This is a genomic window from Corallococcus sp. AB045 (genome assembly GCF_003668895.1).
Lineage (GTDB): Bacteria > Myxococcota > Myxococcia > Myxococcales > Myxococcaceae > Corallococcus > Corallococcus coralloides.
Map to the genome: position 1 here is coordinate 12,787 of NZ_RAWN01000096.1, position 21,124 is coordinate 33,910.

A 21,124-nucleotide genomic window follows, 5' to 3' on the forward strand; every position below is an offset into this window, starting at 1 on the left:
CTAGCTCTATTCACCCCTTCCGGGAATGGCTACCACCTTGTGCGCCTGGCCGACGTTTGAGGGCCCCGGGCCCGCTCGTGCCCAGCCGAGCCGGACCAGCAGCGCGGGCTCCCTGCCAGCCTTCCAGATGAAGGCGTCCAGCACGTAGTGCGTGGCTTGCGGCAGCGCAAGCAGCGGCACCACGAGCGCCAGCACATCCGCCTCCAGGACGGGGCCACTGTCGCCGAACAACACCGGACGGTCGTGCCACACCAGCACGTCCCACAGCCCCTCCTCCAGCAGCGCAAGTCCCGCGAGGAACAGCAGGAAGCCCGGCAGCCCCGCACGCAGGAGCACGCCCCATTCGCCGAAGCCCCCTTCCGCGTGGCGTCCGCGTGCATAGCGGAACAGCAGCGCGAAGTACGGCACGCCGTGCAGCACCACGTTCATCACCGTGAACGCGAAGTCGTCCCGCGCCAGCACGATGCCGCCGAACCACGCCACCCATGTGGCCACCACCAGCAGCACCTTGCCGGCCTGCACGCCCTCGCCCCGCGCGATGCGCAGGACCTGGAAGCCGGCCCACAGCGTGAGCACCGCCGCGTGCGCGCCCAGCGCCGCGGTGCCCATCCACCGCGGGAGGCCGGAGAGGAAGTCGTTCTCCACGAACCACCAGAAGGCGCGGGGCAGGTTCGCGTGCCACCACACGACGGGGCCCAGCGTGGCGGCGTAGACGGCCGCGGCGTCCAGGCGCCGCTCGAAGGCGGACGCACGCGCCTTGCGGTCGTAGAGCGCCACCCAGCCGTACTGCTGGCGGATGAAGTGGAACAGCGCCACGTACGCGAACAAGCTCCAGAACGCGCCGGGAGACACCATGTACGCGAAGACGCCCGCCGTGTACGCGGCGAGCGGCGCGCCCACGTAGAGCCCCGGGCGGCTCGATACCTCTTCACCGTCCAGGTACGTGCGGAACAGCGTGGACCAGACGTGCGCCACGTCCACGCCCACCACGAACAGGAGCCACGCCCAAGCGGGCGTGTCCCCCACCGCGCCCAGCCACGGAGCGGCCAGCACGAAGGCCACGGACACGAGCGCGCTGCCGGCGAACACGGTGAGGTCCACGCCACGGCCAAACAGCCAGGCCTGCGCGGGCGAGAGGAGACGGGGCATCGGGACCGGGAGATTAGCGCACTCTTCCGGTCCTCCCCGGTCCTGACGCACCCACCTGATTTACACGGTATTCATCCAATCCCTTGCATCTGAGCAGTCATTGAGGCGCAAACCGCTCGCGGCCATGACGGCGCGTGCGTGTCATTCCGCACGGGTGATTCGTTAGGCTTTGCGCCGCGCGTCTCCCTCTCCGCCGGTTCCCGTCTGGAAGGGCGCGCTCCCACGCCCATGCGCAATGCCTCACCGGTTCCGGCCCACCGGAACGCGACGTCCGCCCCGCTGCTCTGCCTGCTCCTCGCCGCGCTTCCCGCCCTGGGCGCCGAGCGTGCCTTGCCCTGGGAAGGGCCGGCCTTCACTGCGTCCGCCTCCGCCATGGCCGCCAGCGCCGCGAAGCTGCCCGCGCCCGCCGGGGGCGGTGACGTGGAGGTGCTGCTGCGGGAAGGCAACTACCAGGAGCTGGGGCCCCACCGCTGGCGCACCACCCACCGCAACGTCTTCCGCATCCTCACCGCCGCGGGCGTGCGCCAGTGGGCCGAGGCCCGCGCCGAGTGGTCCCCCTGGCGCCAGCAGCGCCCCGTCCTCCGCGCCCGCGTCATCACGCCGGATGGGAAGGAGCACCCGCTGGATGAAGGGACGCTGCACGACGCGCCCGTGGAGGACTCGGCGCCGGACGTCTACAGCGACACCCGCGCGTTGCGCGCACCGCTGCCCTCGCTGCGGCCCGGCAGCATCGTGGAGATGGAGTCGGTGGTGGAGGAGACGCAGGCGTTCTTCGACGCGGGCGTCGTCACTCACTTCTACTTCACCAGCCCCGTGCCCGTGCGCAAGGTGCGCCTGGCCATCGACGTGGCCCCCAGCACCCAGCTCGCGCTGCGCGTCCAGGGGCTGCCGCTGGAGCCGCTGCCGCAGCACCAGTCCGACCGCAAGCGGCTGAGCTTCGAGGGCGGCCCCTACGCCGCCGTGACGGCGCTGGAGGCGGACCTGCCCGCGGCCCAGGCCTTCCAGCCGCACGTGGCCTTCTCCACGGGCCGCTCCTGGAACGAGGTGGCCCGGGCCTATGACGCCATCGTGGAGCAGCAGCTGGACGGCGCGTCGCTCCAGGGCCGGGCCCGCGCGCTCGCGAAGGGCTCCAAGGACCGCCGCGTCGTGGCGCAGCGGCTGCTGGAGGAGGTGCGGGAGTCGGTGCGCTACACGGGCCTGGAGTTCGGCGCCGCCGCCATCGTTCCCGCGCCGCCGAAGCAGGTGCTCGCGCGCCAGTACGGAGACTGCAAGGAGATGTCCACGCTGCTCGTGGGCCTGCTGCGCGGCGCGGGCATCCCCGCCCACGTGGCGCTGGTGCGCTCCGGGCGCGAGGACGTGCCGGAGCTTCCGGGCATGGGCTTCTTCAATCACGCCATCGTCCACGTCCCCGGCACGCCCGCCCTTTGGATCGACCCCACGGATCCAGGCGCGGAGGCCGGGATGCTCGCCCCGGAGCTACAGGGGCGCCACGCGCTGGTGGCCGCGCAGGACACCCAGGGGCTCACCGTCATCGACGAGGCGCCCCCTTCGGCGAACACCGCACTCTTCACCCGCACCGTGGAGCTGTCCGACGAGGGCCCGGCCCGCGTGAAGGAGACGCGCGAGCTGTCGGGCTCGCTGGCGGTGCAGTACCGCCGCATGCTGCGCGCGGTGCGCCCGGACGACCTGCGCCGCAACCTGGAGGCGCTCGCCACCGCGCAGTACCAGGGCACCCTGGAGGGCATGAAGCACACGTCGCTGGAGGAGGGCACCGGCCCCTTCCGGCTGGAGCTGGACGTGGCGTCCGCGCGCTTCGCCACCACGGGCTGGCGCAGCGCGCGCGTCCCCCTGCGGCTCGACTCGCCCCTGGCCTGGCTGCCGGACTCCCTGGACGACGTGCGGGAGCTGCTGCCGGACGAACTGGGCCGCAAGCCCGCCCTGCCCGCGAAGCGCAAGGCGGACCTGGTGCTCCCGGTGGCCTACCGCGCGGAGGTGCGCTACCGCCTGCGCCCACCCCAGGGCTTCGGCGTGCGGACCGTCCCTCGCGACGAGACGCTGTCCCTGGGGCCCGCCACGCTCGTGCTGGGTTACACGCGCGAGTCCGACGGCGGCCTCACCGCCACCTTCCGCTTCGACACCGTGAAGCGCCGCTACACCCCGGACGAGGTGACGGCCTTCCGCACGGCGCTGGCCACGTTCGCGCACCGGGCACCGCTGGCGGTGGAGTTCGAGGACCGGGGCGCCCGGCTGGTGGAGGCGGGACGGGTGAAGGACGGCCTGGACCTCTACGAGAAGCGGCTCACGTCGCGCGCGGATTCGGCGCAGGTGCGCGCTCGCTACGCCGGCACGCTCTTGCGGTTGGGCTTTGGCGAGCAGGCCCGCAGCGAGGCACGCCGGGCCGTGGAGCAGCGGCCGTCCTCGCCGCTGGTCCACCACGTGCTCGCGTGGGTCCTTCAGCATGATCCGCAGGGCCAGCGGCTGCGGCCGGGCGCGGACCTGGAGGGCGCGGTGGCGGCATGCCGCAAGGCCATCGCGCTGGAGCCGGACAACATCGCCGCGAACGCGCTCCTGGCGGACCTGCTGGAGCACAACCGCGAGGGCGAGCACTTCGGCCGGGGCGCGCCTCTCACCGAGGCGGTGGCCACCTGGCGCCACCTGCGCGATGACCTGCACGCCCAGGACGTGGACGACCGGCTCATCGCGGCCCTGTTCCGCTCGGGCGCCACCGCAGAGGCGCTGGAGGCCGCGCGCAAGGCCGCGCCCTCCGACCTGCGGACGAAGGTGCTGGTGATGATCACGGCGGAACGCCAGGGCATCCCGGAGGCCATCGCGGCGGCGGACCTCGAGTTCGAGGGGCCGGATGAGCGCCGTCAGGCGCTGGCGCTCGCGGGCAACCACCTGCTCACGCGGGGCCGGGCGGGCGACGCGGTGAAGCTCTTCGAGGCGGCGCTCAAGGGCGCCTACGATCCGGACCGCCAGTTCCAGCTGGAGCTGGCGAAGAACGCCCGCGACGGCAAGAACACGAAGGAGGAGAAGGGGCCGGAGGCGCTGGTGCGCCGCATCGTCAAGGCGGCCTGGACGGCGCGCGACGCGAAGGAGTTCAAGGCCACCATCCGCCCCCTGCTGTCCAACCGCGACCGCGAGGACAGCACGCTGGACCGCAAGCTGGAGCTGCTCCAGGCCCAGGCCACGCGCTTCGCGCGGACCTCCCTGGACACCGTGGGCGAGTCCTCCATGGCGGACCTCGCGGTGGCCGCGCTCGACCTCAAGGTGGAGGGCCAGGAGAAGATCGGCTACCGGGTGCGGCTGAAGTTCCTGCTGGGCGCGCAGGTGTACGAGGACGCCTGGTACATCGTGAATGAGAGCAACCAGCTGCGCCTGCTGGGCTCGGTGACGGATCCGCGCCCGCTGGGAGCGGAGGCGCTGCGGTGGCTGGATGCCGGCAAGCTCAAGCAGGCCCTGGTGTGGATTGAGTGGGCCGTGGCGGACACCCGCGCGGTGGAGCCGTCGGGCCTGGCCCCGCTGGCCTCCTTCGCGAACACGCTGCGGGGCTTCTCCGGCGCGGAGGGCGTGACGCACCTGCGCGCCGCCTGCGCCTACCTGGGCGCGAGCACGGGGGACGCGCGAGTCCTCGCCGCGCTGCGGGCCCAGGCGCAGTACGCATCGGGCGAGGAGCGGCACCGGCTGATGATGGCGCTGGCGGTGGCCATGCGGGCGAGCGGCCAGAGCCCGAACGCCGAGGTCATCCTGGACGAGGTGCGCTCGGACGTGCCGCAGTCCGCGGATGCCTTCTGGCTCAAGCGCGAGATGCTCTCGGAGCGCGGCCGGTGGGCGGAGCTGCGCCAGGTGTCCGACAGCCGGCTCGGGCTGCTGCACACGGACAGCCTGGGCTTCGAGTCGCTGATGCTGGCCTCCCTGAACCTGGGCGACTGGGCGAGGCTGGACGAAGCCACGCGTGAGCTGATGGACCTGGGCGGCGCGGGGGCGGACGCGTACCGGACCCTGGCCTGGGCCGCGCTGCACCGCGGCCGGGTGAGGCCCGAGGACATCGCGTGGGCCCAGAAGGCCGTGCGCCTGGGCGCGGAAGGAGACACGACGCCCACCGCCCTGCTCGCCGCGCTGCTGGTGGAGTCCGGCAAGCTGGTGGAGGCCCGGAAGCTGGTGGACGACGCCATGGACCTGGGCGGCGCGGACACACCGGCGGACGCGGGCCTCGTCTACGTGAAGGCCCGGCTCGCGGAGTCCTTCGGGCTGACAGAAGCGGCCCGAGCGCTCTATCGCGCGGTTCCCCGCGACGACACGTCCGACTCGCGCTCGTTCCACCGGCTGGCGCAGGCCCGTCTCAATCGCGGCCGGTGAGCCACGTCCCTCACGACCGCGACCCGGACGGAGTGAGCGGCCGCCTCACACAACCTCCGTGGAGCCCGCCCGCCCATGCGGTTTTCCACATGGGTCCGCAGCCACCGGATGCTTTCTGCCTGATCAGAAAATGCGGCTGACAGCGGCGCTGGCGGACAGCCGCCGTGGAATCTTCCTGAGACAAAGGGGTGGCTCAAAGACAACAACCTGACACGTGAGACTAACTTGCAAGGTTTTCCTTCCTGGGCGTTATCATGGCTGAAGACACACAGACGCAGGGCCGACCGTGGAGGCTTTCATGTCCGGAATGTCGATGATGAATGGACTGGTTCACACCGCCGACCTCGAGTGGAAGCCGCTCGGTCCTGGAACGTCCTACCGCCTGCTGCGCGTGAGCGCGGAGACGGGCGTGTGGAGCGCCATCCTGAAGATGGAGAAGGGCGCCGTCTTCGCGCCGCACAAGCACCTGGGCCCGGCGGAGATCTTCATCCTCTCTGGCTCGACGCAGGACCGCCTGGGCATCACCCGCGCGGGCGACTACGAGTTCGAGCCGCTGGGCGCCGAGCACCCGTCCACCACCGCGCTGGAGGAGTCGCTCATCCACTTCACCGCGCACGGCCCCATCGCGTTCCACGACGACAAGGGCCGCATCGTGATGCTGCTGGACTCGGAGTTCTTCCTGAAGGCGCAGGAGCAGGAGCCCCAGTACAGCGTCAAGAAGGCGGCCTGACGCACGGCCTCGGCTGTGTTTCACACGTCGGGTGTCTGACATTGACACCCGACGTCAGGGCAGGCGGCCGACGTTTCAGGCCGCCTCCAGCAGGCGCAGGAAGGCGCGGGCCGCGTCGGCGTCGCTGATGGAGCCCAGCCCCTCGCTCACCTGCAGCTCCGTGGACACGACGCCGGGCACGCGCGTCTGTCCGAAGCCCCCCGCCACCCAGACGCGGTCCTCGCGCGCGATGCGGTCGCGCTGCTTGACGTAGGCCTGGGGTGAGCCGCGCAGGAACACGTGGAACATGTTCGTCTGCACGGGCTGCGGCAGCACGGTGACGCGCGAGTCCGCCGCGATGAGCGTGGTGATGGCCTTCGCCCGCTTCACGTAGCCGGGGATGGCGGCCAGCGCCGCGTCGAAGCGCATGGCGGCGGAGGCCACCAGCGGGGCCAGGTGGAACAGGTTGCCGCCGTGCCGGTGGCGCCACACGCGCGACACCTTGATGAAGTCGCGGTTGCCCACCAGCATCGCGCCGCCGATGCCGCCCACCATCTTGTAGAAGGACACGTAGACGGAGTCGAAGCCCTTGCAGATGTCCGCGTAGGAGCGGCCATAGAAGGGCTGGCTCTCCCACAGCCGCGCGCCGTCCATGTGCAGCTTCACCTTCTTGTCGCGGCAGGTGCGCTTGAGCTCCTGGAGCTGCTCCCACGTCTGGAGCTGCCCGCCCAGCCAGCGCACCGGCAGCTCCACGCTGACGCTTCCCAGCGTGTCGGGGGACTTCGCCACGTCCTCCGCCAGCAGCGGCCGCGTCCACGGGCCCAGGTTCACCGTGCGCAGCTGGTGCAGCACGGAGTAGGCGTCGTCCTCATGAAGCACGTGGTGCGACGACGGGTGCACGCCCACCGTGCGCACGTTGCTCGAGTCCGCGTAGATGCGCAGCGCGATGAGCTGCGCCATGGTGCCCGTGGGCATGAAACACGCGTCCTCGAAGCCCAGCAGGTCCGCGAGCTTCTTCTCGAAGGCCTGCACGAAGTCGCCGTTGCCGTAGAAGTCACTGGACAGCTTCTGGCGCTGCATCCACTCGCCAATGCGCACGTACTCCGCGCCGTCGTCGGACGTGGAGCTCACCGGCAGCGACGCGGTGCAGCCCTTGCGCAGCTGTTCGTACTCGGCCGCCGAGACCGCCGGCGAGCCGGGCTTGGGGGCCGCCTCCGCCGCGGGGACGCTCTTGAGCCCCGGCGACTTGACGGTGCGCAGGGACGGCGTGCCCCCGTCCGGAGCCGCCTCGCTCCGTCCCGGGAACAGCGTGGAGCCCGCGAGCAGGCTGGTGAGTCCGAGGAACTCCGCCCGGCTGAAGCGACTGTCCTTCATGTGCCCTTCCCTCCCGCTTCGGATGGCTACAACCAACTGGCGCTCTTGAGCCCCATTCCCGACAGGGCCCGCTCCGCGGCCTGCACGCCGAACCAGTTGGCCTCCTCGAAGAGGGCCATGCCGCCCAGGTCCGTGTGCGCGAAGTGCAGGTGCCGCCCCAGGCTCTGTTGCGCGGCGCGGCGAGCTTCGCCCCAAATGAAGCCCGGCTGGGGCCGCACCATGGCGTGGCCCCAGCGCTGCACCTCCAGCCGCTGCGCGAGCGCGCCCACCCCGGGGTGCGCCGGCAACAGGTCCGCCATCACCAGCGCCTCCCAGTCCCCGTACGTCGCGGAGAGGGCCTGATTGCGCTCCGCCTTCACGTCCGCGCCGGCCATGGGCAGGTACCAGGTGAGCACCGTGGGCCCGCGCGCGTCCTGGCGCAGCGACTGGTGCGTGGCCACCACGTAGCCCAGGCTCCGGCTCTCGTAGAAGACGTTGTCCCAGGCCAGCGGGAAGCCCCGCGACGCCGGTGGCGCGGACACCGTCAGGTTCGCCACCACCCACGGGCTGTAGACGAAGGCGTCCATCCACGCGGGGCGAGCCTCGCGCCAGGGCGCCACCACGTGCGCGGCGACGAAGCGCGGGCACGCCAGCACCACCTGCCGGGCATGGAAGGCCCGGGGCGCCCCGGTGCGAGCATCCAGCGCATGCACGCGGCAGCCGTCCTCTCCCGGCTCCACCGTGTGCACCAGCACCTGCGTCTCCAACTGGCGCGGGCCCAGCGACGACATCAGCTGCTTCACCAGCCGGCCATTGCCCTCGGGCCAGGACAGGAAGCCGTCGCTGCGCTCACCCTTCCCGTTCTGCCGCGCGGCGAAGTACCAGATGCCCGCCCAGGCGGAGACATGCTCGGAGGTGGTGCCGTAGTCGTCGCGGCACGCGTAGTCCACGAACCACTTCAGCCGGGGCGAGCGGAAGCCCTCCGCCTCCATCCACCGCGCCATGCTCAGCGCGTCCAGCGCGGTCCACTCCGCGTCGTCGCTGGAGAGCGCCACCGGCACCGCGAACGCCTTGCGCCCCTTCGCGTCGCGCGCGGCGGCGAAGGCATTCATCTTCGTGTCGAAGCGCTCCAGCTCCGCCAGGTCCTCGGGGCTCGCGCCCGCGCGCAGGTACAGCCCTTCGTACCAGTGGCCCTTGAAGAAGACGCGCTCGTCGGGCTCCTGGATGAGCAGCTCCTCCGCGAACGACGGGTGCCCGTCCGCGTCCACGCCGGTGACGGCGTCCATCTCCCGCAGCAGGCGCATCACCGGCCCTTTGTCCTCCAGGGGGGACGGCAGGTAGTGCGCGCCCCAAGGGAACGCGGACACGGCGTTGCGGCCGGAACGCGACGTGCCCCCAGCCTCCGCCTCCAGTTCCACCACACGCAGGTCCTTCACGCCCGCGGCGGACAGGCGCCACGCGGCGGACAGCCCGGCCGCGCCCGCGCCGACAATCAACACGCCCACCGGTTCGAAGTCCTGCGCGCGCGGAAGCAGCCCTGTGCGCAACTTGTGGCCGGTGTCCACCGCCCGGTCCACGATGGCGCCCGGCACCGGCGCACGAGCGGCCTGCCGCGTACAGGCGCTCGCCACGGAGGCGCCCAGGAACGCGGCCACCAGCTCGCGCCGCGTCAGTTCCACCTGCGCCACTCCTCTTCGTAGTAGTGCACCAGCACCTGGTTGTTCAGCCGGTTCACCTCCGCCGGCAGCGGGGCCATGTCTGGAGAGAAGCGCGTGAGCCCCTCCAGCGTGTCCTCGTCCAGGAACGCCAATCCCTCCGGCAGCGGGCGGTGGCGGCTGGCCGGCTCCTGCGCCACCATCACGTAGCCCCATTCACCGAACGACGGCACCAGCGCGTGGTACGGCTGCGTCCAGAAGCCCGCCGCCTTCAGCGTGGTCTCCACGCACCAGAACGAGCGCCGCGCGAACAGCGGACTGGTGCTCTGGATGACCGCCACGCCGCCCGGCGCCAGGCGCCTCTTCAGAATCTTGTAGAAGCCCGTCGTGTACAGCTTCCCCAGCGCGAAGTTGTTGGGGTCCGGGAAGTCCACGATGACGACGTCCCAGGCGTTGGCGCCTTCGGTCAGGAACTGCATGGCGTCCGTGTTGATGACGCGCATCTTCGGGTGCGTCATGGCGTGGTGGTTGAGCGCCGCCAGCTCCGGGTAGTTCGTGGCGAGCCCGGTGATGGCGGGGTCCAGGTCCACCAGCGTGACGGACTTCACGTCCGGATACCTCAGCACCTCGCGCGCCGCGAGCCCGTCCCCGCCACCCAGGATGAGCACGTGCTCCACCTTCTGCGCGCGCACCATGGCCGGGTGCACCAGGGACTCGTGGTAGCGGTACTCGTCGATGCTGGCGAACTGGAGGTTGCCGTTGAGGAACAGCGAGAAGCCCCGCTTGCCGCGCGTGACGATGATGCGCTGGTAGGGGGAGCTCGTGGCGTGGACGACGTCATCCGCGTAGAGCTGGTCCTCGTAGAACGTGGTGAGCCGGTCCCCCATCGCGAAGCACACGAGCAGCCCCGCGCACAGCGCCACCGCCTTGATGCGCAGGCGCACGGGGTTGGCCAGCACGGGCGCCAGCAGCCACGTGCTCCACAGCCCCACGCCCGCGTTGAGCAGGCCGAAGAGCAGCGACGTGCGCACCAGTCCCAGCTTCGGCACCAGCAGCAGCGGGAAGGCCACGCTGGCCGCGAGCGCGCCCAGGTAGTCGAACGTCAGCACCTGGCTGACCAGGTCCTTGAACTTGAGCTGGTCCTGCAGGATGCGCAGCAGGAGGGGAATCTCCAGCCCCACCAGCGTGCCGATGAGCAGCACGGTGCCGTACAGCACCACGGGGAACACGCTGGTGAGCGTGAAGGTGAGGAACAGCATCGGCGCGCACAGCCCGCCGAACAGGGCCACGGCCAGCTCTATCTCCACGAAGCGCTGGGCCACCCCGCGCTCCACGAAGCGCGACAGGTAGCTGCCAATGCCCATGGCGAAGAGGTAGCCGCCGATGACAGTGGAGAACTGGGTGATGCTGTCCCCCAGCAGATAGCTGGCGAGCGTCCCGACGATGAGCTCGTAGATGAGCCCGCACGTCGCGATGACGAGGACGGTGAGGAAGAGCAGCGTCTTGTTCAAAGCGTCACGTGTTTCAGCCGCTGATGGCCGCCGCGATGATGATGGCCAGACCCAGGATGAACGAGCCGATGACGATGCCCAGCGCGGTGTTCTGGTCGACCTCGATTTCCTTGTGCACGTCGTACGGCAGGATGAGGCGGATGACGTAGAAGCCGGCCACGAACACCACCAGGCCGATGAGCGAATAGATGACGCTCGCCAGCACTCCCTGCAGGGTGACCACCACTCCGAGCAACAGCATCACTTGCCTCCCATGAATCCACCGGTCCACAGCAGCACGCCGCCGGGACCGCGCTTCACGTCGCCGGTCACCCGCCCGCGCTCCTCGTCACTGAATGGGGCCCAACCCGTATAGGTGGCCCACGCGTACGCCACGAGCACCAGTCCGCCCAGGAACCTCATCGTCCACCTCCCTGCCCGCTACAGGTTGCTTTCCTTCCACCGCTCGGTCTCGAAGCTGTTGGCGCCGAAGAACGACAGCGCCGGAATCACCAGCAGCAGCACCAGCGCGATGATGAACCAGCTCTCGTTGGGCGTGTCGTGCGTGAGCACCACCTGGTAGCTGACGACGGGCCCCAACTGGGGCCCCGTGAGCTTCAGTGCCGGGTCGAACGACGTGGTCGTCCGCAGCACGTACGTCCCCTTGGGCAGCGACGACAGGAACACGCTGCCGCTCTGGCCGCCCTCGCTCCAGGAGCCGTCGCTGTCGCGCCCGTGGTAGTAGCTCACCTCTTCGTAGAAGCTCACCACGTCCTGCGTGTCCTGGTTCACCAGGTCGCCCTGCACGCCCACCCAGGCGTTGTTGAGCGACTGCGACATTTGGATCTGCGCCCGCATGTTGCCGGCCCGCTGAAGCTCGAAGGGCTCGCTGAAGTGCATGGCGTCGTGGGAGCCGGGGGTCGCGGTCCGGGGCAGCGTCACATGCAGGTCCAGCACCCGCGCGTTGAGCGCGCGCGCGTGGAGCACGCCCGCCAGGACGAACAGGCCCAGGAGCCATACCGCGGACCAGCGCAGCGTCCGCATCATCGACTCGCGGCGCAGGTTGGGCTGGCTGGGCGCGATGCCCCGGGGCGTGGGCAGCGGCTCCTTCAGCTTGAACGCGTCGCGCACCGTCTCCGGGGAGAGGTACTCGCCATGCGTGTACGAGACTTCGTTGTCGGTGGCGTCCTCGTTCACCGAGTACGGCGGCGCGACGTACTCCGTGGCGCGCGCCTTCTCGCCCTGGAAGACCTTCCAGTAGAACTCGCCCACCACCGCGTCGGTGACGGCGGTGACGGACTGGAAGGCCTTGTAGCGGCGGCCCCCGTGGTGCGCGGACACCTGCGGCACGACGTTCGCGTCACCGGCCGCGAGGGGCGTGAGGAACACCCAGTGGCCGTTGGACTCCATCAGCCAGGTGAAGCCGCGCGCCGGGTGATAGAGCAGGTACTCCATCCACGGGTAGCGAGTGCCCTCCACCACGCACGAGCGCTCCTGGTAGCCGATGCAGATCCACTCCGTGCCGTCGAGCGTGCCCTTCTGCCCCAGTTGGATGGCGGCCGGCAGCTCCGGCTTCTGGAGCAGCTTGAGGAAGGCCAGCTTGCCCTGCGCCACGCTCATCAGCGCGCCGCAGTACGGGCACGCCACGCGCAGCGTCTGGTCCGGCGCTCGCAGCTCCAGCGGGCCGTTGCAGTTGGTGCAGCGCGCCTGCTGGAGCTGGACCTTGCGCACGCGAGGGCGCAGCTCGCCCGCGGGGATGCCCAGCTGCGTGAGCTCCAGCCGCTGCCCCAGGAAGACCTCCGGGTCGCGGTCGCGCGTGCCGAAGTCCAGCGTGACGAACAGGCCGCGCGGGCCGGTGGCGTCCACGTAGTAGCTGTCCGCTTCCGGATCCACGTCGCTGGGGAGCTGGCCTTCCGCGGCGACGACGCGTCCGTGGCCGCGCTCCTCCACCACCAGCGGGCGGTTGCGCAGGCGCAGCCGGTCTCCAGGGTGGAGCTGCTCCAGCTCGATGCCCTCCTCCACGCCCGCGTCGGAGAGCAGGTGGAAGGCGCCCTCGGACTCGCTGAGCCAGCCGGTGCGGCCGTCGGACATCTCCACGTACCACTCGTCCCAGGGGCCGGCGCCGTGGTCCTTCTGGAGGTGCCCGACGATTTGATACGAGGTGCCGTTGACGCGGCCCTCCAGCCCCAGGCGCAGCGGAGAGGCCGTCTCCACGATGCGGGCCACCTTGCCGTGGTCCTCCAGCTCCGCGCCCACGCGGGCCACCATCGTCTGGCAGTGGCCGCACACCACGACCTGCGCCGACCCGGCGGAGAACTCCACGCTCGCGCCACACGACGGACACGCCCCCTGCGTCACGCCTCCACCCCTCTCGACAGCTCGCGCACGCGGCACGACGTGGCGCCCAGATGCTTCGCCGCCAGCGCGTCGAAGTCCGGACGCGCGCGGGTGCGGCAGCAGTAGACGTTGAGCGCGGCGAAGCCATGCTCCGGGAAGGTGTGGATGGCCAGGTGGCTTTCGGCCAGGAGCGCCAGGCCGGTGACGCCGCCGGGCTCCGGGAAGACGTGCCACTGCGGCTGGCCCACGACCTTCAGGTCCATCAGGACGACCAGCTCCTCGAAGAGTGCCGCCAGCGCGGCCGCGTCCTTGAGCCGCTCCGGCGCGCAGCCGCTCGCGTCAACCAGCCATTCCTGTCCGGTTGTCACAGGGGAAACCTCCGGGAGTAGAGACCCTCTTTAACACGCTGGAGCCCGGTCGAAAGCCGCTAGGATGCGCGCCCCATGCGCACCCGATTCCTGACCGCTGGACTCCTCTGCCTCGCCCTGACCGCGTGCTCCAAGGACAAGGAGCAGCCGCCCGCCGCGAAGGCCCCCGCCGCATCCCCCTCCAACTCCGCGGCGGCTACCCGCACGGTGAGCCTGCAGACGGACGTGGCCTCCGCGAAGGGCTTCCAGAAGAAGGCGCTGGAGGGCCAGGACCTCTGGGCCACCATGGAGACGAACCAGGGCACCATCGTGCTCAAGCTCTTCTCCAAGGACGCGCCCAAGACGGTGGCGAACTTCGTGGGTCTGGCGTCCGGCGAGCAGGCGTGGATCAACCCCAAGACGGGTGAGCGCGTGGAGGGCAAGCCGCTCTACGACGGCGTCATCTTCCACCGCGTCATCCCCGACTTCATGATTCAGGGCGGCGACCCCACGGGCACCGGCCGGGGCGACCCGGGCTACCGCTTCGAGGACGAGTTCAAGAGCAACCGGGACTTCGACAAGAAGGGCCAGCTGGCCATGGCCAACGCGGGCCCGGGCACCAACGGCAGCCAGTTCTTCATCACCACGTCCACGCCGCAGTTCCTCAAGGGCCGGCACACCATCTTCGGTGAGGTGGTGAAGGGCTATGACGTGGTGGAGAAGATCGCCAACACGCCGCGCAACCGGCAGGACCGGCCGGACACGGACATGGTCATCCAGCACGTCACCATCAGCGACGCGCAGCCGTGAGCCTCCGTCCGCGCCACGTGCGCACGAAGCTGGGAGAGCTGGACTGCCACGTGGTGGACGCGCTCCCCGAGGGCGCGACGCCGGAGCTGGTGGTGCTGTTGAGCCACGGCTTCGGCGCGCCGGGCACGGACCTGGTGGCGCTGGCGCCCGAGCTGATGATGGCCGCGCCCCGACTGGCGCAGGGCGTGCGGTTCGTCTTTCCGGAGGCCCTGCTGCCGCTGGACGCGCTGGGCATGCCCGGGGGCCGCGCGTGGTTCGAAATCCCCATGGCCATCCTGATGGGCCAGGGACGGGACTGGCCGCAGTACTCCCAGGCCGTGCCGCCAGGGATGCCCGCCGCGCGCCGGGCGCTGATGAGCGTGGTGGCGGCGCTCCAGGTGCCCCTGAACCGCGTGGTGCTGGGAGGCTTCAGCCAGGGCGCGATGATGTCCACGGACGTGGCGCTGCGGCTGGAGGAGTGCCCCGCCGGCCTGTGTCTCCTGTCCGGGGCCTTGGTCGCCGGCAAGGAGTGGGAGCCCAAGGTCCGCGGCCGTCCGTCCCTGCCGGTGTTCCAGGGACACGGCCGGCAGGATCCGGTGTTGCCCTTCCAGGAAGGCGAGCGCCTGCGCGACCTGCTGACGGGCGCGGGGCTGCCGGTGGAGTTCCTGCCTTTCGACGGTGGGCACACCATCATCACGGAGGAGCTGGAGCAGCTGGCGGCGTTCCTCGTGAAACGATTGGACGGGCGCTGAGCCACGGGACGGAGGCTTGGGGTGTATCAGGCGAAGGAGCTGACGGTGTCCACGCGGGGCCGAGGCCTGGTGGACATCACCGGTGAGGTGCGGAAGGCGGTGAAGGGCACGGGCATCCGCGAGGGCCTGTGCACGCTCTTCCTGCACCATACCAGCGCGTCGCTGATCATCAGCGAGAACGCGGACCCCGTCGTCCAGCGCGACCTGGAGGCATTCTTCTCCCGGCTGGTGAAGGACGGCGACCCGCTGTTCCAGCACGACGCGGAGGGGCCGGACGACATGCCCGCGCACGTGCGCACGGTGCTGACTCAGGTGTCCCTGAGCATCCCGGTGAAGGACGGCGAGGCGGACCTGGGCACGTGGCAGGGCGTCTACGTCTGGGAGCACCGCACGTCGCCGCACCGCCGCCGCGTCACGGTGTCCGTGCTGGGCGGCTAGAGGTCGCGGACGGTGGCGACGACGGGGGCGCCCTTGCGGCGCTTCTTCGGCGCCTCGTGGGCCTGGCCTCGGATGCGCACCCAGGTGCCGGGGTCGTCCGGCATCGCGTGGACCATGGACCAGCCGGTGGGCACTTCGGGCGTGGTCCAGCCGTAGAGGGCGCGGGCGTCCTTGGGGGCCAGGTTGATGCAACCGTGGCTCACGGGTTCACCGAAGCGGTCGTGCCAGTAGGCGGTGTGCAGGGCGAAGTCGCCCTCGAAGAACATGGTCCACGGCACGGTGGCCACGCGGTAGCTGGCCTTGCCCATGCTGCCCGTCATGTCCGCCTCCGCGAACTTCACCCAGATGCGGAAGAGCCCTTCTGGCGTGTCGGTGCCGGGTTTGCCGGACGAGATGAGCGTGGCGTAGACGGGGCGGTCGCCCTCGTAGGCGATGAGCGTCTGGGCCTCCAGGTCCACGTCCAGCCAGCGCGCCCCGGGCTCCACGATGGACGGGGACGCCAGCGACCACGCGACGTGCAGGTCGTCGCGCGCCACCCAGTGGTCCTCGGCGATGCGGACCCACTGGCCATCGGGGGACAGCTCTCGCACGGAGACGAGCGTGCGCGGCGGGAGGGTCGTCTCTCGTTCCGCTCGCGCGTCCGGGGCCTTGCGCACCACCACGTCGGTGCGGGGGGCGGCGCGGGACTGGGCCCAGCCGAAGGGCATGGGCAGGGACGCGAGCGCCTCCGCGTCCAGGCCGCTGAAGTCGGAGGGGCGATGCTCGCGCAGCACGCGCGCTTCGAAGTACTGACCGTCGGAGGTGCGCCAGAAGGTGCGCCGGCCGACCTTCACCTGGCCCAGGAGCTTCACGGTGACGGAGCCCTTGAGCAGCACGCCCTGCTTCTTCCTGCGGGCGAGCGCGAGGCTCGGGTAGGCGCGCACGCGGTGGCCCACCACGCGCGCATAGACGCCGGGGGTGAGCGAACCCTCCTCCACTCGGGGGAGCGGGCGGACGCGGGGCTCGCGGAAGTTCTGTTCCAGGTAGCGCTCGCAGACCCAGCCACGCGGTTGCAGTTGCACCCAGTCGCAGTCCGGCCCGCGCATCGCGCCCTGCCACTTCACGCGCATGTCCTGGGCCACGGTGCCCAGCGAAGGTGAGTCCTGCCGGGGCTCGGAGCGAACAGCGATGGAGCGGCGCACACGCAGCGAGCCCGCGTCCGGCGCGTACGGGATGGCGTAGGGCTCCATGCCCGCGTCCACGTCCTCGGGGGGTGCTTCAGCGACCGCGTCCTCGTCACCATCGACGCCCGTGATGGGCGTTGCCGGGGGCGGACCGTTGGTGTCGGCCCCCGCGTTCGCGACAGGCGCGTTCGGGTCAGAGCCCATGGCGACGTCAGGCGAACCCGGAGCGCTCCCACCATCGAGATTCTGCGCGAGGGCATCCGTATCGGTCGCGGTGGCGTCGTCATCCGCGTCGATCAACGGCTCACCATCCGGCCCCAGCTCCAGCACGGGGACCTCGGACTCGGTGATGACCTGCGGCTCCTCTTCGCCGGGCAGGGCCTCGCTGTTCGCGCCGCCGGAGACGGATTGAGACAGCGAGGGCTCCAGCGATAGCGAGAGCGCACTGCCCGCGTCCTCCGGATCCTCCATGACGCCCAACAGGGCCGGCGCGGTTGCATGCGTGACGCCACCGTCATCGGAGGGCTCGGGCGCGGTGGCCTGCCATGCGGAGCGGAGCGCCTGTGCGGACTCCGTCGGCGCGGCCTCCGCCTCGGGCGCGGGGGCCTGTGCCGTCACGGTGCCCGCGTCCACCGGCGCGGCGGGCACGGGGGGCTCCACCGGAGCGCACGCGAAGAACAACAGGGGGAGTCCGAGGGGGAACCAGCGGCGGCGCATACGGGCCGCAACGGTACGGGTCCCCGCTGACATCCTCAACGTCGGCTCAGGTGCGATCTCCTGCGCGCGAAACCGCGTGGGTGGGCAGGGCTTGCGCCCTGAACGGCGATTGCCACGAACGGCGGAAACCGCCTCCGCGGATCAGCTCCGCCCTTCCGCGGGCGGAATCCCTTCGGGCGACTCCGGCGCCTCCAGGAGCTTGTAGAGCGTCTTGCGGTCCACGCCCAACAGGCGCGCGGCTTCGCTCTTGTTGCCCCCCACGTGCTGGAGCACGTGCGCCGCGTAGCGCCTGGACAGCTCCGCGAGGCTCGGCAGGTCTCCGGCGAGCCCCGTCAGCCGCTTGGGCGCGTCACCAATGGGCTCCGGGAAGTCCGGCGGCCCCAGCACGCCCGTCACGTTCAGCGCGAGCGCCCGCGCCATCACATTCTCCAACTGCCGCACGTTGCCCGGCCAGTCGTACACCGTGAGCCGCGCCATCGCGTCCGCCGTCACCACCGGCCTCACCCCACCCCTCGCGTGCAGCGACGCGAAGTGCTCCACCAAGGCAGGAATGTCCTCGCGCCGCTCACGCAGCGGCGGCAGGTGCAGGTGCACCACGTCCAGCCGGTACAGCAGGTCCTCGCGGAACAGCCCCTCCGCCACCCGCGCCTTCAAGTCCTTGTTCGTCGCCGCCAGCACCCGCACGTCCACCTTCACCGGGACGCTCTCGCCCACGCGGCGGATCTCCCCCTCCTGGAGCACGCGCAAGAGCTGCGACTGGACCTTCATGCCCACGTCGCCAATCTCGTCCAGGAACAGCGTGCCGCCGCTGGCCTCCTCGAACAGGCCGCGCCGCGCCCCCGACGCCCCCGTGAAGCTGCCCTTCGCGTGGCCGAACAGCTCGCTCTCCATCAGCGACTCGGTGATGGCGCCGCAGTCCACCGGGATGAACGGCCCCGACGTGCGCGCCGAGCGCTTGTGCAGCGCCCGCGCCACCATCTCCTTGCCCGTGCCCGTCTCACCGGTAATCAGCACCGGCACGTTGCTGGTCGCCGCGCGGGCCACCTGCTTGTAGACCTCCAGCAGCGCCTGGCTGCGGCCCACCAGCGACGTGCGCTCCACCTGCTTGCGCAGCGTGCGGTTCTCCTCCACCAGCCGCTTCTGCTCCAGCGCCCGCTTCGCCACCCGCATGATGGCGTCCACGTCGAACGGCTTGGACAGGTAGTCGAAGGCGCCCAGCTGGATGCTGTCCAGCGCGCCCTCGATGTTGCCGAACGCCGTCACGACAATCACCGGCGTGTCCGGCAGGTTCGACTTCACCGTCTGGAGCACCTTCAGGCCGTCGCCCGGGTCGGGCATGGCCATGTCCGTGAGCACCAGGTCGAAGGACTGCTCACCCATCCGCTCCGCCGCGCCCTTGGGGTCCGGCGCTTGCGTCACCGGGCCCAGCACGCCCAGCAGGCGCTGGAGCAGGTCCCGCGCATGCGGATCATCATCGACGACGAGGATTCGGGCTGTGCTCATGAGGCCTTGCGGATGGAGTGGGCGTCGGACTCCACCACAAGCGGCGCCGGAGTGCGCGCCACACGTGCGAACCGCACGAGGATCCGCGTGCCCTTGCCCTCTTCTGAATGAACCGTGAGCGTCCCGCCGTGCGCCTCCACCACGCGCCGGGTGGTGGCCAGGCCCAGGCCGTGCCCCGGAATGCCCCGCACCTCCGCGGCCCGGAAGAACGGCTGGAACAGCGACGCCTGCGTCGCCGCGCTCATCCCCAGCCCGTTGTCCGTCACCTCCACCACCGCGTCCGTCCCCTCCGTCGCCACCCGCACCTTCACGCGCGGATCCGGCCGCCCCGCCGTGTACTTCACCGCGTTGGACAAGAGGTTGCGCGCCACCACCTGGAGCAGCTGCGCCGGACAATCCACCAGCACGCCCGGCTCCAGCTCGCGCTCCAGCGACACACCCAGCGCCGTCGCCGTCTGGCTCACCTCCAACAGCAGCGTGCTCACCGCCGTGTCCAATTCCCCCATCGTCCCGTCGCCCCGCGTGCCCGCGCGGCAGAAGCGCAGCAGCGCTTCAATGAGCTCCCCCATACGCACCGCGCTGGATTCGCACTGCGAAATCATCTCCAGCGCGCCCGGGTCCTTCACCGCGCCGGAGCGCCGGATGAGCGTCAGGTAGCCCTTGAGCGGGGACAGCGGCCCCATCAGGTCGTGCGCCACGCGCCGGGTGAACGCATCCAGCTCCTGGTTGTGCCGCCCCAGCTCCTCCAGCTGCCCCTGGATGGTGGCGTCCTGGCGCTTGAGCAGGGAGATGATGTGCCAGCCCACCAGCATGGACAGCAGGATGGCCAGCAGCGTGGTGGCCGCGCCCAGTGCGGTATTGCGCACCCGGAGCGTGCCCAGCCGCCCCACCAGCACGCGCGCGTCGGACGCGTTCTCCGTGGCCAGCTGTCCCGCCAGCTGGTCCACCTCCGCCGCCAGGGGACGGATGCTCTCCACCAGGTGGCGCCGGGCGCGCTCCGCGTCGCGCTGCCGTGAGAACACCGCCGCCGCGCGCACCTGATCCGCCAGCCCCTGGCACGCGCCGTTGAAGCGCAGCCATATCTCCTTCTCGCCGGGCGGCAGGTGGCGCATGTACGCCTCCGAGGACTGCCGGATGCTGCCCAGGATGTCCTCCATCACGTCGTCGGCTTCCTTGCGCTCGGCGTCGCCGCTGGAGCGCACGTGCGCCTCGATGGCGGACTCCAGCGACATCACGTCCACGCGGATGCGGCCGATGAGGCTCGCGCGCTCCAGGGCCTCCAGCACCAGCGCGTCCACCTGATGCCCGGTGCGCACCTCCGTCCAGAGCATGAAGCCGATGACGCCCGACAGGAGCATCACCACGAAGAAGAAACCCGCGCGGTATCCACGGATGGGGGTCCGCGAGTTCATCGCCACGGGCACGCTCCTTGGGTCGACAGAGGAAGAACCAGCAGGCGCCCGGGTACGGACGCCCACGCGAAACTCACGGCACCGGCCTGGCCGCCTCGGTGGAGGTGGCGCCCGGCAGCGGCGGCTGGGTGCGCCGCCGCGCGCGCTCCAGCGCGGACTCGTACCAGACGTCCGACAGCTCTTCGTGCAGCGCCGCCAGCTCGCGCTGCCGCGCCAACAGCTGCGCGTTGTGCTCCTCCAGCGTGTGGCGCTCCGTCTCCAGCCGCGCCAGCTCTTCCGTGGCGGTCGCGCGCGCCTGCTCCGCCTCCGCGCGCGCCTGCTCCGCCTCCGCGCGCTCCTGCGCCAGCTCCTCCAGCGCGGACTCCAGCGCCGCCAGCTTCGCCGCCAACGCCTCGGTGCGCTCGCGCTCGGCCTGGTACTCGCGCTGCCAGCGCTCCGTCTCCGACACCTGGGCCTGGAAGCGCTCGGGGGGAATGGTGGCGGCGCATCCCACTCCCAGCCACGCCACACTCCATGCCACCAGCAGGTGCCGCATACGCCATCTCTCCCGACACCTGGCCGCGCGACATGCACGACGAGGACGTCCGGGCTTCATGCTCCCCTTCATGTCCCGGCGCGTGGCGCTCGGAACGGAAGGTTGCCGTGCAGCTTGCAGAAGAGCGCCGTTGCCGTCAAAGCAACGTGCGCCTGCCTGGGGAGCTTGCACCCATTGTTGCAATCGCAACTGAGGAGTTTCTCCCCATGGCGGATCCGCTCCTACCTGGAGAACCCCGCGAAGTTGCTTGAAACCGGTGCTGGCACGGCGGGTGCTCAAGGGTCATGGCATCAACCGATGCAATTCCGCGTCGGCGTGTCGTCCCCGGAGCCATCCATGAAGACCGTCATCGTCGCCGCCCTCTTCGCCGCCACCACCGCGTTCGCCAACACCCCGGCTCCCGCCGCCGCCCCCGC

17 protein-coding genes are annotated in these 21,124 nt (G+C 70.8%); 5 read left to right on the forward strand and 12 right to left on the reverse strand.

What is annotated here, in order from left to right; translation table 11 throughout:
- Positions 1-6 precede the first annotated feature (6 nt).
- On the reverse strand, positions 7-1,149 hold the full coding sequence (locus D7Y21_RS22390) for a hypothetical protein (protein ID WP_121715585.1): 1,143 nt from the start codon (positions 1,147-1,149) through the stop codon (positions 7-9).
- 228 nt (positions 1,150-1,377) lie between these two features.
- On the opposite strand from D7Y21_RS22390, the gene D7Y21_RS22395 reads away from it, so the two are divergent.
- Complete coding sequence (locus D7Y21_RS22395) at positions 1,378-5,508, forward strand: DUF3857 and transglutaminase domain-containing protein (RefSeq protein ID WP_121715587.1); 4,131 nt, start codon at positions 1,378-1,380, stop codon at positions 5,506-5,508.
- A 298-nt stretch (positions 5,509-5,806) separates the two neighbouring features.
- Positions 5,807-6,238 (forward strand): cupin domain-containing protein, encoded by a 432-nt coding sequence (locus tag D7Y21_RS22400; RefSeq protein ID WP_121715589.1) that lies wholly within the window; start codon positions 5,807-5,809, stop codon positions 6,236-6,238.
- Positions 6,239-6,313: 75 nt separating this feature from the next.
- On the opposite strand, the gene D7Y21_RS22405 is transcribed toward D7Y21_RS22400, so the two are convergent.
- From D7Y21_RS22405 to speD, 7 genes are read right to left on the reverse strand one after another with little or no spacing between them, the layout of a single operon-like run.
- A complete protein-coding gene (locus tag D7Y21_RS22405; RefSeq protein WP_121715591.1) occupies positions 6,314-7,591 on the reverse strand; it encodes a low specificity L-threonine aldolase in 1,278 nt (425 codons plus the stop codon).
- Positions 7,592-7,617: 26 nt separating this feature from the next.
- On the reverse strand, positions 7,618-9,249 hold the full coding sequence (locus D7Y21_RS22410; RefSeq protein ID WP_199735474.1) for an FAD-dependent oxidoreductase: 1,632 nt from the start codon (positions 9,247-9,249) through the stop codon (positions 7,618-7,620).
- Entirely contained in the window at positions 9,240-10,736 is a 1,497-nt protein-coding gene (locus D7Y21_RS22415) for a polyamine aminopropyltransferase (RefSeq protein ID WP_121715594.1), read from the reverse strand. Before D7Y21_RS22415 ends, D7Y21_RS22410 begins: the two co-directional genes overlap by 10 nt.
- A gap of 13 nt (positions 10,737-10,749) precedes the next feature.
- Positions 10,750-10,977 carry a DUF350 domain-containing protein gene (locus tag D7Y21_RS22420; RefSeq protein WP_014393984.1) on the reverse strand — a complete coding sequence of 76 codons (228 nt, stop codon included), beginning with the start codon at positions 10,975-10,977 and terminating at the stop codon, positions 10,750-10,752.
- Complete coding sequence (locus tag D7Y21_RS42285) at positions 10,977-11,138, reverse strand: hypothetical protein (RefSeq protein ID WP_164933141.1); 162 nt, start codon at positions 11,136-11,138, stop codon at positions 10,977-10,979. Before D7Y21_RS42285 ends, D7Y21_RS22420 begins: the two co-directional genes overlap by 1 nt.
- An 18-nt stretch (positions 11,139-11,156) precedes the next feature.
- Entirely contained in the window at positions 11,157-13,073 is a 1,917-nt protein-coding gene (locus D7Y21_RS22425; RefSeq protein WP_121715596.1) for a DUF4178 domain-containing protein, read from the reverse strand.
- Complete coding sequence (gene speD / locus D7Y21_RS22430; RefSeq protein ID WP_120525197.1) at positions 13,070-13,420, reverse strand: adenosylmethionine decarboxylase; 351 nt, start codon at positions 13,418-13,420, stop codon at positions 13,070-13,072. Before speD ends, D7Y21_RS22425 begins: the two co-directional genes overlap by 4 nt.
- A gap of 75 nt (positions 13,421-13,495) precedes the next feature.
- On the opposite strand from speD, the gene D7Y21_RS22435 reads away from it, so the two are divergent.
- Genes D7Y21_RS22435 through D7Y21_RS22445 form a run of 3 tightly spaced genes read left to right on the forward strand, consistent with a single transcriptional unit; the run spans position 13,496 to position 15,378 of the window.
- Entirely contained in the window at positions 13,496-14,209 is a 714-nt protein-coding gene (locus D7Y21_RS22435; protein ID WP_120561924.1) for a peptidylprolyl isomerase, read from the forward strand.
- Positions 14,206-14,940: an alpha/beta hydrolase gene (locus tag D7Y21_RS22440; RefSeq protein WP_121715598.1), complete on the forward strand. Its 735-nt coding sequence runs from the start codon at positions 14,206-14,208 to the stop codon at positions 14,938-14,940. Before D7Y21_RS22435 ends, D7Y21_RS22440 begins: the two co-directional genes overlap by 4 nt.
- Positions 14,941-14,961: 21 nt before the next feature.
- Positions 14,962-15,378: a secondary thiamine-phosphate synthase enzyme YjbQ gene (locus D7Y21_RS22445; protein WP_120561926.1), complete on the forward strand. Its 417-nt coding sequence runs from the start codon at positions 14,962-14,964 to the stop codon at positions 15,376-15,378.
- Here D7Y21_RS22445 and D7Y21_RS22450 read toward each other — a convergent pair.
- The 4 genes from D7Y21_RS22450 to D7Y21_RS22465 all read right to left on the reverse strand — a co-directional run bounded on the left by D7Y21_RS22450 (position 15,375) and on the right by D7Y21_RS22465 (position 20,708).
- A complete protein-coding gene (locus D7Y21_RS22450) occupies positions 15,375-17,189 on the reverse strand; it encodes a L,D-transpeptidase family protein (protein ID WP_233612240.1) in 1,815 nt (604 codons plus the stop codon). The genes D7Y21_RS22445 and D7Y21_RS22450 overlap by 4 nt on opposite strands.
- A gap of 210 nt (positions 17,190-17,399) precedes the next feature.
- Entirely contained in the window at positions 17,400-18,761 is a 1,362-nt protein-coding gene (locus D7Y21_RS22455) for a sigma-54 dependent transcriptional regulator (RefSeq protein WP_121715602.1), read from the reverse strand.
- Complete coding sequence (locus tag D7Y21_RS22460) at positions 18,758-20,173, reverse strand: ATP-binding protein (protein ID WP_121715604.1); 1,416 nt, start codon at positions 20,171-20,173, stop codon at positions 18,758-18,760. The genes D7Y21_RS22455 and D7Y21_RS22460 overlap by 4 nt, the downstream gene beginning before the upstream one ends.
- Before the next feature lie 73 nt (positions 20,174-20,246).
- The gene (locus D7Y21_RS22465; RefSeq protein WP_120561932.1) at positions 20,247-20,708 is read right to left on the reverse strand and encodes a hypothetical protein; all 462 of its coding nucleotides are present in this window, start codon (positions 20,706-20,708) and stop codon (positions 20,247-20,249) included.
- Positions 20,709-21,124 lie beyond the last annotated feature (416 nt).